Annotated in this window: 16 protein-coding genes; 12 read left to right on the plus strand and 4 right to left on the minus strand. The window is 45.8% G+C overall.

Annotated elements, in window-relative coordinates; all coding sequences use genetic code 11:
* Positions 1-167 precede the first annotated feature (167 nt).
* Positions 168-2,105 carry an endonuclease/exonuclease/phosphatase family protein gene (locus QMA41_RS08115; protein ID WP_281629335.1) on the plus strand — a complete coding sequence of 646 codons (1,938 nt, stop codon included), beginning with the start codon at positions 168-170 and terminating at the stop codon, positions 2,103-2,105.
* 46 nt (positions 2,106-2,151) lie between these two features.
* Here QMA41_RS08115 and QMA41_RS08120 read toward each other — a convergent pair whose 3' ends face one another.
* Positions 2,152-2,805, minus strand: coding sequence for an ankyrin repeat domain-containing protein (locus tag QMA41_RS08120; RefSeq protein ID WP_281629336.1), 654 nt, complete (start codon positions 2,803-2,805; stop codon positions 2,152-2,154).
* A gap of 307 nt (positions 2,806-3,112) precedes the next feature.
* Between QMA41_RS08120 and QMA41_RS08125 the strand changes: the two genes are divergently transcribed.
* Positions 3,113-3,988 (plus strand): LysR family transcriptional regulator, encoded by an 876-nt coding sequence (locus QMA41_RS08125; RefSeq protein ID WP_281629337.1) that lies wholly within the window; start codon positions 3,113-3,115, stop codon positions 3,986-3,988.
* On the opposite strand, the gene QMA41_RS08130 is transcribed toward QMA41_RS08125, so the two are convergent.
* On the minus strand, positions 3,985-4,392 hold the full coding sequence (locus QMA41_RS08130; protein ID WP_021457018.1) for a hypothetical protein: 408 nt from the start codon (positions 4,390-4,392) through the stop codon (positions 3,985-3,987). The genes QMA41_RS08125 and QMA41_RS08130 overlap by 4 nt on opposite strands.
* A gap of 50 nt (positions 4,393-4,442) precedes the next feature.
* Complete coding sequence (locus tag QMA41_RS08135) at positions 4,443-6,116, minus strand: amidohydrolase (protein WP_281629338.1); 1,674 nt, start codon at positions 6,114-6,116, stop codon at positions 4,443-4,445.
* Positions 6,117-6,347: 231 nt separating this feature from the next.
* Here QMA41_RS08135 and QMA41_RS08140 point away from each other — a divergent pair, with 231 nt between their 5' ends.
* The 5 genes from QMA41_RS08140 (at position 6,348) to QMA41_RS08160 (ending at position 10,392) form a co-directional block, all read left to right on the plus strand.
* Positions 6,348-7,805, plus strand: a complete 1,458-nt coding sequence (locus tag QMA41_RS08140) for a sensor domain-containing diguanylate cyclase (protein WP_281629339.1) — start codon at positions 6,348-6,350, stop codon at positions 7,803-7,805.
* A gap of 38 nt (positions 7,806-7,843) precedes the next feature.
* Positions 7,844-8,314 (plus strand): OsmC family protein, encoded by a 471-nt coding sequence (locus QMA41_RS08145; RefSeq protein ID WP_281629340.1) that lies wholly within the window; start codon positions 7,844-7,846, stop codon positions 8,312-8,314.
* Between the two features lie 121 nt (positions 8,315-8,435).
* On the plus strand, positions 8,436-9,632 hold the full coding sequence (locus QMA41_RS08150) for a DEAD/DEAH box helicase (RefSeq protein ID WP_281629341.1): 1,197 nt from the start codon (positions 8,436-8,438) through the stop codon (positions 9,630-9,632).
* Positions 9,629-9,952, plus strand: a complete 324-nt coding sequence (gene yqfB, locus QMA41_RS08155) for a N(4)-acetylcytidine aminohydrolase (RefSeq protein WP_281629342.1) — start codon at positions 9,629-9,631, stop codon at positions 9,950-9,952. The genes QMA41_RS08150 and yqfB overlap by 4 nt, the downstream gene beginning before the upstream one ends.
* A complete protein-coding gene (locus QMA41_RS08160; protein ID WP_281629725.1) occupies positions 9,952-10,392 on the plus strand; it encodes a GNAT family N-acetyltransferase in 441 nt (146 codons plus the stop codon). Before yqfB ends, QMA41_RS08160 begins: the two co-directional genes overlap by 1 nt.
* Here QMA41_RS08160 and QMA41_RS08165 read toward each other — a convergent pair.
* Positions 10,385-11,149: a transporter substrate-binding domain-containing protein gene (locus QMA41_RS08165; protein WP_006961345.1), complete on the minus strand. Its 765-nt coding sequence runs from the start codon at positions 11,147-11,149 to the stop codon at positions 10,385-10,387. The genes QMA41_RS08160 and QMA41_RS08165 overlap by 8 nt on opposite strands.
* Positions 11,150-11,335: 186 nt before the next feature.
* On the opposite strand from QMA41_RS08165, the gene QMA41_RS08170 reads away from it, so the two are divergent.
* The 5 genes from QMA41_RS08170 (at position 11,336) to QMA41_RS08190 (ending at position 15,827) form a co-directional block, all read left to right on the plus strand.
* On the plus strand, positions 11,336-13,054 hold the full coding sequence (locus QMA41_RS08170; RefSeq protein WP_172856159.1) for a diguanylate cyclase: 1,719 nt from the start codon (positions 11,336-11,338) through the stop codon (positions 13,052-13,054).
* A gap of 132 nt (positions 13,055-13,186) precedes the next feature.
* Positions 13,187-13,771: a TetR/AcrR family transcriptional regulator gene (locus QMA41_RS08175; protein WP_019275285.1), complete on the plus strand. Its 585-nt coding sequence runs from the start codon at positions 13,187-13,189 to the stop codon at positions 13,769-13,771.
* 81 nt (positions 13,772-13,852) lie between these two features.
* Entirely contained in the window at positions 13,853-14,884 is a 1,032-nt protein-coding gene (locus tag QMA41_RS08180; RefSeq protein ID WP_277685267.1) for an NADP-dependent oxidoreductase, read from the plus strand.
* Between the two features lie 12 nt (positions 14,885-14,896).
* Positions 14,897-15,514, plus strand: a complete 618-nt coding sequence (locus QMA41_RS08185; protein WP_281629343.1) for a glutathione S-transferase — start codon at positions 14,897-14,899, stop codon at positions 15,512-15,514.
* 187 nt (positions 15,515-15,701) lie between these two features.
* Positions 15,702-15,827: a hypothetical protein gene (locus tag QMA41_RS08190; RefSeq protein ID WP_269148055.1), complete on the plus strand. Its 126-nt coding sequence runs from the start codon at positions 15,702-15,704 to the stop codon at positions 15,825-15,827.
* The last annotated feature ends 3 nt before the right edge of the window (positions 15,828-15,830 follow it).

The raw sequence follows: 15,830 nt of genomic DNA on the forward strand, positions 1-15,830 counted from the left end.
AATAAATAATCCTTATGCTATTCAACCAAAATAATAACCGTGATATTCATGTTTGAGATCAAAATAAAAACTAATGAAGGTCGTTATTTTAGGTTAATAGCCAATAAGCAAAAAGTTAATATTCCATTTCTATTCTCAGATTCACATTTTACTGAGGATAGAAGGCTATGCTGCTTCCCAAACGTTTCACTTCATTATCGTTTAAACGCTCTTTTGTGACGATATCACTTATTGGTCTACTCATAGGTTGTGATGAGGAGGTCATTGTTGAGCAAGATACTCGCGATCTTGACATTAACCCACGAGCGACCAACTTCAATCTTACTATTGGTATGGATTTCGATAATCCGCCAACAGGCTCTAAGGTGAGCCCGCAGAATGTAGGCAAGACATACCCTGTTACTATCGAAGAGCTAGGCTCTCTACTAGACGTCCCCTCCTTTGACGGCTCAATAGCGAAATCATTGACTGGCCTTAACGCGCTTCGATTTTCCGATCTAAGAGCGTCAGAGCACAGAACAGTCAGCTTCTGGTTTAAGCTCGAAGAAACCCAGCCGGAGCAGGAAGTTCTCTCACTAATGAACGGTTCACACGGTGAAGCGAGAAGCCGAGAGCCCGTCTTATTGCTGAATACACAAGACGACACGCTAGAGCTATGGCGTAAGTACGAAGGTACGCAAATTCCAGATACTCAATTACCAAGCCAATTGTTTTCTGGAGTTAAGGTACCCCGCGGAGAGTGGGTACAACTCACTATGTCGAGCAACCAACACTCAACCAGCGTTTATCTCAATGGTGAGCGAGTAACGACAGGTGAACCAATTGCTTTGGCTTCTATGCACCTCGCGTTCGGGGCAAGTCCAGGGTATGACAGCCACTTGGAAGACATCCCTTCTGCTGATGTCACAATGGATAACATTCGTGTCTATTCACAGGCTATGGGAGCACAATATGCTAGAGCACTCTACCGCTATGATTTAGGCGAAAGACGTACACTGCCAGTCAATAACCCTGTTCCGTCCACAGGGGTTACAGGTGTAAGCGGCAAAGATACGCTGCTGCAATGGTCGCATCCTGATGAGTTTAAGGCACAGCAGGACGTCACTTACAAAGTGCTGGTTTCCGACCGCTCAGATTTTTCGAACGTACTTTATGAGTGGACGACAACAGACAAAGCACTTCAGACCCGCAGTTTGCTGCCAGAGACCCAATACTTCTGGCGAGTTGATGTTGAATCGTCTTCAGACAAAGTAACCGGAGACGTTTGGCAATTCACCACAGAAGCGGCGAATCAGAATCCGGACGAGCTGACAACCATGGCATACAACATCTGGCATGCAGGGTCGGCGCCGGATCCTCTGCGTAGCCAAGAATACGTTTATGAACAGATCATCCAGTCTGGTGCTGATGTGGTCTTCATGCAAGAAGCCTATGGTTACCAAGGAGCCTTAGCTAACCGATTAGGTTTCGAATACAGAACATCCGGTGCTGATGGTAACCTTGCTATCTTTAGTCGCTATCCGATAGAAGACGAGTTAGGAGATTGTGATAGCCACATTTGTGGTGTCAGGATTGATATGGGCAACGGTAAGCTTGTAGACGCTTATTCAATCTGGCTAACTTCGGGCGACGACATCGTCAACTTGTTACCGGATCCTGCATATTCTAATCAAGAATTGATCACCAAAGATGATTCAGCGAGAGCACAACCGCTCGAAGGCATTCTGACGCAAATCGAAAAAGACTCTGAACAAGGCATTCCAGTTATTGTTGGAGGTGACTTTAATACCTTGTCCTATGTAGATACAACGGCGGAAACCAATATCTTTGGTCGCGGTAATATCGACTTACCTACCATGAGAGTGGCAGATAGCCACAACTACGTTGATAGCTATCGCGAAGTAAACCCGGATGTTCTACACAATAAATGCATCACATGGACACCTTTCTTCAAAGGAAATTCAGGTGCTGGGAGAATCGATTTTATCTTATACAAGGGGGATAATCTGAATCCAGAAGAGAGTTACTGTCTATTGGACGATGGACACAGTGAAATGCATCCATCCGATCACGGCGCTGTGGTGACTCGATTTTCAATTCACTAATCACAGACATAAAAGCTGGCTTCATAGCCAGCTTTTCATTGGATACTTAACCCGACTTTTTAAGAACTTCAGCAATATGCGTTAATCCACGACTCTCAGCGTGTTGCAGAGCACTTTCCCCCTGGTTGTCTCTGATATTGGCATCGGCACCATGTTTTAAAAGCTCTTTGACGATCATCTGATAGTTTTCCGTATCTTTACCCAGTACCGCCACTTCCATTAATGCTGTCCAGCCAAGGTCATTAACATGATTGATGTTAGTCCGGCCATCTTCGAGCAAAATTTTAACGGTTTCAAGGTAACCTTTCTCAGCAGCAGGAATCAAAGCTGTGCCACCGTAATGATTGGTCGAAGCAAAATCGATGTCATACTTTAATAGCTCAACCAACGCTTTATTTTTGCCTTTAGCGCCTGCCATTAGAAACGGCGTGTAGTTAATATCGTCATAGCGAGAACGTTGTTTGAGATCGGCCCCTTGCTTGACCAACCAAGCAATCATTGCAGGATCATCATTTTCTGTCGCGATATAGACGGCCGTTTTTCCGTTGCTAGACAACGTATTAACACACTGCTGAGGGTGCTCTGAAGCATTTAGGCGGGCGATGTTGCCAAAGGAAACGCTTTGAAAAAAGTCACTGCAGTCGGCAGATAACGCTGGCGAGCTAAGCAGTAGCGCGGCTAAAGCAAATGGTGTTCTCATCGTTTCTCCTTACGATACGTCACTTCCTTCATTTCTGATGAAGTTGATCCCTTAAATAATTTTAGACAAGCGCGATAAAACAGCTATCAGAATGCTATTCTAGTGCTTTGTAGATTGAGCGGTATGAGCATAAAAGTCGATGTTGCATGCCGCTGGGAAACATCTGTATGGGAGCAACATCTCATCGCTCGCACTCGACATTAAGAGAGACATTCACGGTGATAATCAGAGCCCTAATCAACCATTCACAACAAATTTGGTATCTTTTACAATAAGCCCTGTTGCTCTTCTCTCTTGGAATTCACGGATGAACACCACGCACCTAAAAGCGCTCCTTCTAGCTATCGAAACAGGCTCTATTTCCGCAGCAGCGCGAAAGCTCGGCAAAAAGCAGTCTCAAGTTAGCCAATGGATCTCCGATCTGGAGATTGATCTTGGCGTCAGTTTCTTTGACCGCACAGGAAACAAAAGCACGCTTAGCCAACAAGGTGAACAACTGCTTCCATCACTGACTCATACACTGGCACAGCTAGAAAAGCTGGCTGAAAAAGCTTCCGCTTTGAGCGCAGGAGAGCCTACAACAATTCGTATTGGTATTGAGCATTACGTACCTGAGGCCCCTTTGTTAAATGCCATTCAACAGCTATTCCTATTACCTAACCTTCATGTAGAAATCTATCGCGATGAACAAGCAGGCTTACGAGACGCTTTACTTAATGGCGAAACCGATATTGTTGTCCAACATGAATCGAATCAGCTGCATCAGGCCGATGTGGAATACACAAAATTGGGCCATTATCTTGAAGGTCTGGTTTGCCACCATTCTCTCGCTCTTACTTCAGCTCAGCCCATATCGGTGGATGTATTAAGCGAGTACAAAGAGCTAATTTGGGGACAGTTAGGTGACGAGGAAGGCGAAGGATACAGTCCAGATTACGCGGTAATCAATGACCTAACCATGTTAATCAAGCTACTCGAAGCTGGACAAGGGTTTGCTTTTCTACCACTTGCGAACATCACTCAGCAAATTCAAGGTGGTACTTTGGTTAGATTGGCGTCTGAATTTGAACAAAGTGATATCCCCCGAAGGGTGGAATTGAGTTGGAGACCGGGATTGACTCTCTCTAAAACAGGTCATCAGATCATCGAGTCACTGAAGCAATGCCACGAGTTTCTTGCTTAATCGGAGACTAATGCGTCCCACCAGTCATAAAGGTATAACGCAATATAAATTGGAACCAAAGCCCAAAGAAGTGGGTCGTCGTAAACGTTTTCTGTCGTGCCAATCGTCGCGACGGCTAACATCATCAGCTCTGAAATACCTATAAAAAGCAACGCTTTAGTAAGATGAGCAAGCAAGCGATGGGATTGCTGATGGATATTGGTTTTCTGATACGTAGCTTCAAATACTCCCACAATCGCCGCCGCCATCAACAGACCGACCACCGCTAAAATGGACGACTGATTGCTTCTATCCATCTCCTGCATCGCATCAAACGTCAGCTCAAATAACATCGGTACCGCTAACATTAGAATGAATGCTTGTTTAACAGCAACTTCGGCTAAAAATATCGGTGATTTCAACACGCTAGTCCCTCAAAATACAACGCCGCACGTTTAACGTGCGGCGTTGTGACTTATTCGTCGATGTCGTAGACGATTTGACCGTTAAGAATCGTCATCCATATATCTGTCTTTTTGATTTTCTCGGCAGACAATTGGGTAATGTCACGCGACAAGATGGCAAAATCCGCCGCCTTACCCACTTCTATTGACCCTGTAATATCATCAAGACCTAAGCTTGTTGCCGCATTGATAGTATAGGCGTCTATCGCATCTTCAACACTTGGCAGGCCCGTTTTCCCCATGATTAGGCTATTGGCAATGCCCACCAGTGGGTTGATGTCGTGTACATTCCAGTCACTGCTTAAGGAGACGTTAGCCCCTGTGTCGAAGATGGCTTTCAGGTTCATCAAAGCACGTGTACGCTTGGCTCCAAGAAACGCTTCTGCCCATTGATGATCATGATAAGCAACGTAATCAGAGCCGACTTGAAAATCCGCAGTCACATTCAATTTCGCAAAACGTTCTACATCTTTAGAGTTCACCAACTCAACGTGTGTCAGTGTGTAATCCTTTGCACCGCCTTGCTGACGCATCGCTTCAATCGCATTGAGTGATTCACGAATCGCACCATCACCTATCGCATGTATGTGGGCACCATAGCCAATCTTATCCAATGCTTTGAGCCACTCTTCCATCGCCTCGGGTGGGATGTAGTTGATGCCGTAAGGCTCATCTGGGATGTAAGTATCCAGATAAGGTGCAAGCGTCTTCGCTGTCCCATTAACTAAAATGCCGTCACTATACATTTTGACCTGATCCACCAGCAGTAGCTGAGATTTGTCAGTCGCTAATACCTCAGACAAAAACGATAACTGCGGCTGCATTGAATCCGTCGGGTAAATCCAAGGTCTTAAGGAAACACGCGCGGTGAGGTCACCCCGTTTCTCGGCTTCCTTCCATACTTCATACCACCCACGCTTCCAGTAAAGTCGGCCATCACCGATGGTCGTAATACCGTGTGAGCGAGCTTCATCCAAACCAGTCATCATGCCTTCGTAGCTTTGATCGAATTGCTCTTCAAGGCTGTTCCACGCTATCTCCATCACAATATCGCCGGCATTATCCATCAAGATACCATTGAGCTCGCCTGTGTATTCGTCTTTGAGAATTTTCCCGCCTTGCGGCTCTGGCGAATTCTTGTTGATCCCTGCTTTTTCTAGTGCTGCAGAATTGACCCACATTGAGTGAGAAGTTTGCTCCATGATGATGACTGGCTGATCAGGAAAGACTGAATCAATGACCTCCAGAGGCGTACGTCTGTTGTCCTCTGCCAGTAATGCCTCGATCGAGAAACCGTAGCCCATCACCCACTCCCCTCGACGCGCGTCTTTACGACATGCTTTCAGGTAAGGGATTTGTTCTTCTAATCCCGCATCCATACTCAGCTCACACTGGCCTCCTGCTTCTGATGCAGCCTCGAAGACATGGTTGTGATTGTCGATAAAACCAGGCGCGATAAAGCCACCGTCTAAATCTATGATTTCCGTCGATGGGCGAGTGAAGCTCTGCATGTCTGAGGCTTTGCCTACGTAAAGAATTTTACCTTTCGAAATGGCAATTGAATCCGCAGTTTGATAGCCATAGATGCTGGCATTAGTTAGCACCATGTCGGCGGAATCCGCTGCGTAAGTATTGGCTGTCATAGTGAGACTCGCGAGTAGCGTCAGAGTGTAAGCGCGTTTCATTGGCTTGGGTTCCTTGTTATTCATCCCTAACGTTTCACAGTATAGGGGCTGTCTTAACGCACAGCCTAACAAGTCCTTGGATTTAGTGAAAAATAGTCACTATCAGAGTTTTGGGATAGCATTGATTGCACTGAACCAATCCATTGCTTTTAACGCAAGCCATCAGCCTAACCTATAGTTATCAGTATGCATTGCCACGTAGTAAGTGCTGAATAGGGAGGCTGTATCGCGATGGACAAAGGAAAATGGCGTAAAGCTTTTGACCTGTATGGCTATTCAGTCGCAACGCTGATTCTGGTGTTGCTGATCGTTAATTTTGTCACCTACTCCCTCTATCGCGTGCAGAAAGACAACATTTATGACTTGGGCGTAGGTTTTGCCCGAGATCAGAATGCAGCACTTATCAATCTGATCCGAAAAGACATTCGCATTATTGGCTCAAGCGTACATTTCTTCTACGCGACCGACGCCGAGCAGTGGCAAAACTTCCCATTATTCGTGCAAAGTGCACTGAAAGACGATATTGGCTCCATCACGTCACTTCAATGGATGCCAAGAACAGAATCTAATCCCGGCTCGCGAGAGGTAGCTAAGCCCGGAGAGTTTGTCGTAACCGAAGTATTCCCCAATAATGCAAGTAATGCCAAGCTCATCGGCTATCAGCCCCGAGATGCGCGTTTTGCCCACGCTTTAGATATCATTACAACCACACAAAGAGCGTTCATCTCTGACCGAATTCACTTACTGCAAAACGATTTTCAGTCCGTCAATGATAAAGACAGTGCTCTGGTTTATTTTCCGGTTTACAGCAAATCAGATGCAACGCAGCTGTCAGGCGTTATTGTCGGGGCCATTGACTTACAAAGTTACTTTAAGGCCTTAGCCTCTCGACTACCGGTCAAGCGATTTGAATATCAAATTGTCGATCAAGGTTTTGACGCCAGCGACGCACCAATCTTATATGAGAGCGAATACTGGTCGGAATCAGAAGGCCAAATTTATGTTGATTCCGTCAACGTGGCCAATCGCAGCTGGGATATTCGTGTCACCATCACTGACCAGCTGGATTACAACCAAATGGTGACACTGGCGGCAACATTTACACTCGGCCACCTCACCGCTTTCTTAGTCAGCTTTCTTGCCTTTAAACAAACAAGAGACAGGCGACGACTTAACGCCATTGTCGCAAAGAAAACACAAAAGCTCACCTACATGGCATATCACGACAGTTTGACTGGTGTTGAAAATAGGCGTGCGTTTAATGAAACACTCAAATACAAAGTCATTAATGACGAAATATTCACGCTGATTGGTTTTGACGTCGACCGGTTTAAAGGCATTAATGATACCTTCGGACACTCCGCTGGAGACAAAGCACTTCAGCATGTTGTTTCGCTCATCACACCTTTACTCAGCGACGCAGACAGTTTTTATCGTTTGGGCGGGGACGAATTCTTTATGATGGTGGAACACACAGATGCAGAGCAGGTAGAAACATTACTATCGAACATCACCAATGCAATCCGTTCGACACCATTACTCTTTGAAAATAAGACGATTGCCATCACCTTAAGCCTCGGCGCAGTAACAAGAAGTCGTGAAGATGTGGAAACCTTCATCAACCGCGTTGATGAGCAAATTTATCGAAGCAAAAGTGGTGGCCGAAATCAGTATTCATATACGGCTTAGTATGTAAAGATGCCCAGTGCGATATTCAAGGAGGAAAGATGTCAGACTACAGGGCAACTATTCGTTGGCAACGAGCCGAGCACGAAAAATTTAGTGACAATCAATACAGCCGTGGGCACCAGTGGGAATTCGATGGTGGTGTCAGTGTCCCCGCTTCAGCATCACCTCATGTGGTTCCATTGCCTTATTCGGTCGAAGAAAATGTCGATCCTGAAGAGGCATTTATTGCCGCTATTTCAAGCTGCCACATGCTGACTTTTCTGGGCATCGCTGCTAAACGTCGTTACGTCATCGACTCTTATGTTGATGAAGCCATAGGCATTATGGAAGAAGATGACAAAGGTCGAACCTCGGTAACGAAAGTAACCCTAAGACCTAACATCGTGTTTTCTGGTAGCAAGCAACCTGATTACACCCAGTTAGAGAAGATGCATCACCTCGCTCATCAACACTGTTTCATCGCCAACTCTGTTAAAACCGAAATCGTGACAGAAATTCTTACTCCCTAAATCGCTGCTGATCCGACAAGAATTAAGGCGGGTAGAGATCCCGTGATGGGTGTATTCATGCTAAACTCTGCGCCAAACACAGGGTTTACCCCGCTTCACTATTCAGATTCAGAGTGTACAGATGCCATTCTCTAAGCTCGGCTTAAGCCAACCAATTACCGACGCCATTCAGCAACTGGGTTATGACAAACCCACAACAATTCAAACCAAAGCCATTCCCGTGGTTCTGCGTGGCGAAGATTTAATTGCAGCCGCACAAACAGGTACAGGTAAAACCGCCAGCTTTGTATTACCAATGCTCGAAAAATTGAGTCAGGGCGAAACTCAGCGTAAGAAACGTATTCGTGGTTTGATTCTCACGCCAACACGTGAGCTGGCTGTACAGGTTGAAGAGAAGATTCGAGATTACGGCCAACACCTCGCTCTTACTTCACTTGCGATGTACGGTGGTGTGGATGAACAGGCACAGAAACAGGCCCTAATTGAAGGCGTTGATATTCTGGTCGCGACACCCGGTCGACTGATCGATATGTATGGCAAACGCGCCGTACATTTTGAGGAAGTAGAAATGTTGGTGCTGGATGAAGCCGACCGCATGCTCGATATGGGTTTTATTGACGACATCAACAAAATCCTTGACCGACTGCCAACCGATATCCAGCACTTGCTGTTCTCCGCAACTCTGTCGAACAAAGTTCGTGATTTGGCGAAAACGGCAGTACACGACCCTTATGAGATTTCCATCGCGGCCAACCAAGCGTCGAAAAAGAACATCGAACAATGGCTAATTGCGGTCGATAAAGACAAGAAGTCAGCGCTGTTAAGCCACTTGATCAAAGAAAATGACTGGGATCAGGCGCTGATCTTCATCGAGACTAAACACGGTGCTGCGAAATTGGCTCAACAGTTGGAAAAGCGCGGTATTGAAGCAGAGGCGTTCCACAGCGGTCGTAGCCAAGCGGTACGTTCTAAATTACTCGAAGATTTCAAAGCTGGAAAAATCCAATACATGATCGCCACTGGAGTCGGCGCTCGTGGTATTGATATTGAAGGGCTAACTCGTGTGATTAACTATGACCTGCCTTTCCCTGCTGACGAATACGTGCACCGTATTGGTCGAACAGGTCGTGCGGACGCACAAGGCGAGGCCATCTCCTTTGTCTCAAAAGATAACTTCAAGAATTTGTGCATGATCGAAAGCCGACTCGGCCACCTGATTGAGCGTCGCGAAGTTGAAGGGTTTGAACCGCGTAAACCTGTGCCTATTTCCATTCTCAATTACGTGCCTAAGCACAAGCGTCAAAACAAGGATTCATGATGAGCGCACCTACCAAAATTCTCTTTTTTGAGTTTCTTACTCCACTGATCACTTCTGGTAAGAAGACCATTACCATTCGTGATGAGTCAGAATCTCATTACGTGCCGGGTACTCAGGTTCAAGTATTCACTTTGGAGAAAGACGAAAAAGTGTGTGAGGTGAAGATCCTAGCGGTAGAGCCCCTTAACTTTGACGACATCAACGAGTTTCACGCTGAGCAAGAAGCAATCGAGCTGCCAAAGCTTAAGCAATTGATTCGCGAAATCTACCCAAACACCGACGAGCTATTCATGATTACTTATGAGCTAGTTGATGCATGATCGACTTTGATTTTCGCCCGGCCACACCGGGCGATTTCGGCTTCTTATTCTCTCTCAAAAAGAACGCAGAATACGAAGCGATAAAAGCCGTATTTGGTTGGGATGAAGAAGTACAACAGCGTATTCATCATGAAGAATGGCAGGAAGACCAGCCTACCATCGTGACTGTTGGCGGCCAGCCCGCTGGTAGCTTTTTGCTGCAAGATAAAGGCGAGCATCTGTATTTTTGTCGTTTCTTCCTTCTGGCCCGATACCACGGTAAAGGGATGGGAAGCAAAATACTGCAATACTGTATTGAGCTAGCCGACGCCCAACGTAAGCCGATCCAACTGTGTTACTTGCAAGGAAACCGTGTGGGCAGTCTTTATCAACGCTTCGGGTTCCAATTCACGTCCGAAGATAACGCTTTTGTCTACATGGAAAGAGAGCCTCTCATTTAACTCTCATGTTCTCAAAATAATCATATATGAGTGCTTCGTAACGCCCATCTTGCTTCATATCGAATAATACTTGATCAAAACGCTGGAGCAATTCGGCATGGCTGCGGTCTTTGGAAAATGCAATATAGCTGGGCGTTGCCTCAATAGGAGGCGATAAAATATCAATGTCGCTATCTAGCCCTTCTCTAACCAAAATGCTTCGGGCGCCAAATTCATTGTTTACCCAAATATCAGCGCGTTTTGTACGGACGAGATGAGCGCATTCGACAGTGCTGTTTCTCTGGAAAATAAGCCGAAAACGGCCCTCTTCTATCTTAGCGTCCATGCGTTTTCCGTAACTCACACCATTGACGACACACAAAGCGATTTTGGATACATCACCCGCTAAAATTTCCTCAGGTTTGTAGTCACTACCTTTGAGCGCCATCAAACTAATATTTTGGACGAAGAGCACATTTTGACTAAAATCTGCAAATTTTTCACGCTCAGGGTTTTTAAAGGCGGTGAAAATGCCATCCGCACGGCCACGCTTTACCAGTGTAAGGGCTCTAGCCCAAGGCAATACGGTGATGTTGACTGGTGTTTCCAGCTGGTGGAACACATACCTCACTAGCTCTACAGCAACCCCGGAAACCTGCTGCCCCTGCATTTCTATGTAGGGCGGGTATTCAAGTGTGACTAAATCAACTGGCCTTGCAGCACAAGGTTTTAGTGCCACTAGAGCAAGAATGATTGTTCCTAAACGCAACCACTTCATCCTGTCTCCTTCACATAAGCCAATGATTAAATGAGAAAGTTTTATGCAACCATAGAGCAATAACGTAATTGCATAACATTTAAGACCTTCTACACTTACATATCGTTAATATTAATATCACTAGACAATATCGTTTGACTTTTTACGTAAATCATCAGTTTTTGTAGCAGTTAACACGAGGATTCTATGGTTCGCTCTTCTTTAAGTCGTTTTCAATATTTCCCAATTCTCGCCCTTGCTCTTTCTATGGTAGTCGGTGGTTACTATTACGACAAAACCCTAGACAATTGGGTAACTGATATCGTCAGTAACTACATGTCTAATCTGCTTGACGACGTCTCGCATCAGATTCAAGAAAAAGAGCTCGACCTCTATGACATGAGCCAGCCTGAAATAGACGACTTCCTCGATAACCTTTCGCAATCCAGCTTTGAACAAAGATTTACCATCATACACAGCTCGGGAGCCGTGTTGGGAGACTCACAGCTTACCAACAGGGAGATTTCCCAGTTGGAAGATCACAGTAGCAGACCCGAGATAATCGCGGCTCTGTCCGGTGAAACTGGTTTATCGAAACGATTTAGCCAGTCCTTAAACCAAGAGTTACTTTATGTCGCTAAGAAGCTTGAACTTCCTGAAGACGACCATGGCCACGACTCAACTTATGTTCTCAGACTCGCGATGCCAATGACTTCGCTTTATGCCATGTCCGCCGACCTCAAATTAATTGAACACGCGCTAATGGCATTTTCGCTGGCCATTTTGATTCTCTTAACCTGGTTGAGTAACCGAAAAATCTACAAGCTTGTTAAAGAAGAAAGAGATCAACAGGAGTACCGTATTCAAAAAAGTACTCAGGAGATCGAGCTACTCCACCAACTTGCAAATATGCTCGCCGCTTGTAACAGCGTCAAAGAGGCACAAGTTGTCGTCGCAGACATCATTCCAAGAGTGCTAGGCAAAGTGAACGGTTGTGTTTCCATCATGCGTGACTCACGCAATCAACTCGAAGTTAAACTCGACTGGGGAGGAGAATGGCCCGCGAGTAAACTCTACGCCCCCAATGACTGCTGGGCATTACGCAAAGGTAAATACCACCTATCGAAAGAAAAACACCATAACCTCTCTTGCACCCATATGAGTAGTTCTTCCATTGAAGGGCTCACGTTGTGCGTTCCGCTAACCGCTCATGGTAATACTGTCGGCATGTTCCATCTCTATTTTGATGAACAATCTGAAGAAATATCCGAAGACATCAAACAACTCGCCTTCACGATTGCTGAGCATCTCGGATTGGCATTAGCTAACTTGAGCCTTCAAGAGAAACTCCGCTCGCAGGCGATGCGCGATCCGTTAACGGGGCTCTTCAATCGCCGTTACTTTGAGGAGATATTCGAAAAAGAATGGGCGAAAGCCTCTCAAGATGATTGCCCAATGTCCTTGCTGATGTTGGATTTAGATCATTTCAAACGTTTTAATGATAACTTCGGCCATGACGCGGGAGATTATGTTCTCAAGGAAGTCGCAAACTTGCTGAAACGCGAAATTGGCGACGAACATGTTGCCTGTCGTCTTGGTGGTGAAGAACTGGCGGTGATAAGCCCTAATTGCTCCATCAGCGAATCGATGGAGCTAGCGAATCAGATTGTCGACTCTGTCAGAGATTTGCACTTAGACATGAAAGGCTTATCTCTAGGTCAGCTTGGTGTCTCAATTGGGGTAACGACCTTCCCGGATTTAAATACCTCTACCACCGAACTCATTAAAGCGGCTGATACTGCCCTTTATCAGGCCAAAGACAACGGGCGGAGCCAAGCGGTACATACTCAATCAAAAGAATATCTTAAACAGCTAGAGACTGGCGCTCATTCTGAAAGCAGAGACGTGCTACCACTGAAACTCTAGGGCTTCATCTTACTTACTCTGCTTGCTCCTCTCACAGGAGCAAGCGCTATTTCCCACTCCATCGATCGTTCATGTTTTATAAGGATCAATAACCACTAGACGACTGGTCTAATTTAATCTATAGTCCGCTCCATGAATGAAAAAACAAACGACACTCGCCAACATATTCTCAATGTGGGTTACGAATTAGTAGTGAACAAAGGTTTCACCGCCGTCGGCTTATCTGAATTGCTTAAAACTGCCGATGTGCCAAAAGGTTCCTTTTACCACTATTTCAAATCCAAAGAGCAATTTGGTGAAGCACTTATTGAAGACTATTTCAGAAGCTACCTAGCTCGCATCAATGCGATTTTTAATGCTGATGAAGGTACTGGCAACCAACGTTTAATGGGGTACTTCTCTCGCTGGTTAGACGTAGAAAATGGCGTCTGTAATGCCAACCGTTGCCTAGTGGTTAAGCTCAGTGCCGAGGTTTCTGACTTGTCTGAACCGATGCGAATCACACTTGCAAGCGGTGCGGGACAAGTCATTGATTCCATTGCTCAGTGCATAGAATCCGGTATCGAAGACGGTTCGATAAAGGTATTGGATGCGCAGCAAGTCGCGACCCAGCTATACCAACAATGGCTTGGCGCAAGCCTCCTAAATAAACTGGTTCAGGATCAATCACATCTTGAACGTAGCTTAGAGACCACTCAGTCTCTACTTAGCGCTTAAGTTACCTATTCCCGTTTGGCTACACCAACGGGAATTTTTTGAAATTACAACTAGACGACTGGTCTAATAATAGGAAACACAATGACTAACAACGTAAACCGACGCATTGTCCTTGCTTCACGCCCTGTAGGGGCTCCTGTTACCGAAAACTTCCGTTTAGAAGAAGCGGAGAAACCGACGCCTGCTCAAGGTGAATTGCTGCTACGAAGCGTCTATCTGTCGCTCGATCCATACATGCGTGGCCGCATGAACGATGCGAAATCCTATGCAGACCCTGTTGCTATCGACGATGTAATGGTCGGCGGCACAGTATGTCAGGTTGAAGTTTCGAATCATCCAGATTACCAAGTGGGCGAATGGGTATTGGCTTTCACTGGTTGGCAAGATTATGGCATTTCAGGTGGTGAAGGCTTGATTAAAATGGGCATGAACCCAACTCACCCTTCCTATGCACTGGGTGTAATGGGTATGCCAGGCTTCACCGCTTACATGGGCTTGCTGGATATCGGCCAACCTAAAGCTGGCGATACCTTGGTAGTTGCAGCCGCAACAGGCGCGGTAGGCTCGATGGTCGGACAGATCGGTAAACTCAAAGGTTGCCGTGTTATTGGTGTTGCCGGTGGTGAGGAAAAGTGTCGTTATGCTAAAGAACAGCTCGGCTTTGATGAATGTATCGATCACAAAGCAGAAGATTTTGCAGATCAGTTAGCCAAAGCGTGTGATAAAGGCATCGACGTCTACTTCGAAAACGTTGGCGGTAAAGTTTTTGACGCTGTGATGCCGCTTCTGAACACAGGCGCTCGAATTCCACTGTGTGGCTTGATTTCCCAATACAATGCAACGTCTCTTCCTGAAGGCCCTGACAGAATGTCGATGTTGATGGCTCAACTGCTGATCAAGCGAATCAAAATGCAGGGCTTTATCATCTTTGATGATTACGCTCACCGCTATGAAGAGTTTGCAACCGATATGAGCCAGTGGCTTGCGGAAGGCAAAATTCACTATCGCGAGCATTTGGTGGAAGGTTTTGACAAGGCACCAGAAGCATTTATCGGCCTGCTTGAAGGTAAGAACTTTGGCAAGCTGGTTGTAAAAACCAATAGCCCACTGTAATCGGAGGTCAACATGATTAAACTGCATCATCTTAATCAATCTCGCTCCAAGCGTATTATCTGGTTGTTAGAAGAGCTGAGTATCGATTATGACATCGTGCCCTATCACCGCGACAGCGTGACCTTTCTCGCACCACCAGAGCTTAAATCTATCCACCCTCTGGGTAAATCTCCGGTGATTGAAGAAGACGGGCGCGTCATTACGGAGTCTGGCGCAATCACTGAATATCTTATCGACAAGTATGCGTCAGAAAAGCTTGCGCCAGCCAAAGGCTCTGATGACCATCTCGACTACCTACAATGGCTGCACTTTGCAGAAAGCTCTGCTGCCCTGCCGTTATTGCTAAAAATATTCGTGTCCAAAGATGGCGCTCAAATGAACTTTCTTCCGGATTATGCCGAGGTAGAGCTGCATAAGGTCATGAGTTATGTCGACCATCGTTTGGAAGGTAAGCGTTACCTAGTCGCCGATAAACTCACTGGTGCTGATATTATGATGTCATTCATTGTTGATATTCTAACTAACTTTGGCTTGCTTGAGCGCTACACCAATATTGCCCGGTATGCCTCACAACTTGCGAGCCACGACAGCTGGAAGACCGCCGAACAGCTTGAGATCAAGTTCGGTTAACCACTCCTGTACAGGGTTACCATTCTGAGATGGTAGCCCTGCTTCCCCTTTAAAAATTCCCCTGTTATTTTTTCCTCTTACGCCATCGATATCCCATGAGATAGAAAACATCTATCAATAACATAGCTACAACCAGTTTTATAAAAATCCACTCGCCATCTATTCTCAATGCTAGAAAGTCAGTCCAATGACGGACATTCAATCAGACGCTTTGCCAATGGAAGTCGTCTTTGGCTTTAAGCAAATAACGAATAATTCGATTGCCACCGACATAAGAAAAATCAAAGTGGCGACCGTGAATAAGCGACACTAAAGG

The sequence above is a fragment of the Vibrio sp. St2 genome, assembly GCF_947311885.1.
GTDB lineage: Bacteria > Pseudomonadota > Gammaproteobacteria > Enterobacterales > Vibrionaceae > Vibrio > Vibrio coralliilyticus.

What these genes read in the sequence shown, in the direction of transcription:
- QMA41_RS08115 (WP_281629335.1), top strand. Translation starts at nt 168, where the DNA reads ATGCTGCTTCCCAAACGTTTCACTTCATTATCGTTTAAACGCTCTTTT.
- QMA41_RS08120 (WP_281629336.1), bottom strand. Translation starts at nt 2,805, where the DNA reads ATGAGAACACCATTTGCTTTAGCCGCGCTACTGCTTAGCTCGCCAGCG.
- QMA41_RS08125 (WP_281629337.1), top strand. Translation starts at nt 3,113, where the DNA reads ATGAACACCACGCACCTAAAAGCGCTCCTTCTAGCTATCGAAACAGGC.
- QMA41_RS08135 (WP_281629338.1), bottom strand. Translation starts at nt 6,116, where the DNA reads ATGAAACGCGCTTACACTCTGACGCTACTCGCGAGTCTCACTATGACA.
- QMA41_RS08140 (WP_281629339.1), top strand. Translation starts at nt 6,348, where the DNA reads ATGGACAAAGGAAAATGGCGTAAAGCTTTTGACCTGTATGGCTATTCA.
- QMA41_RS08145 (WP_281629340.1), top strand. Translation starts at nt 7,844, where the DNA reads ATGTCAGACTACAGGGCAACTATTCGTTGGCAACGAGCCGAGCACGAA.
- QMA41_RS08150 (WP_281629341.1), top strand. Translation starts at nt 8,436, where the DNA reads ATGCCATTCTCTAAGCTCGGCTTAAGCCAACCAATTACCGACGCCATT.
- yqfB (WP_281629342.1), top strand. Translation starts at nt 9,629, where the DNA reads ATGATGAGCGCACCTACCAAAATTCTCTTTTTTGAGTTTCTTACTCCA.
- QMA41_RS08165 (WP_006961345.1), bottom strand. Translation starts at nt 11,149, where the DNA reads ATGAAGTGGTTGCGTTTAGGAACAATCATTCTTGCTCTAGTGGCACTA.
- QMA41_RS08170 (WP_172856159.1), top strand. Translation starts at nt 11,336, where the DNA reads ATGGTTCGCTCTTCTTTAAGTCGTTTTCAATATTTCCCAATTCTCGCC.
- QMA41_RS08175 (WP_019275285.1), top strand. Translation starts at nt 13,187, where the DNA reads ATGAATGAAAAAACAAACGACACTCGCCAACATATTCTCAATGTGGGT.
- QMA41_RS08180 (WP_277685267.1), top strand. Translation starts at nt 13,853, where the DNA reads ATGACTAACAACGTAAACCGACGCATTGTCCTTGCTTCACGCCCTGTA.
- QMA41_RS08185 (WP_281629343.1), top strand. Translation starts at nt 14,897, where the DNA reads ATGATTAAACTGCATCATCTTAATCAATCTCGCTCCAAGCGTATTATC.
- QMA41_RS08190 (WP_269148055.1), top strand. Translation starts at nt 15,702, where the DNA reads ATGACGGACATTCAATCAGACGCTTTGCCAATGGAAGTCGTCTTTGGC.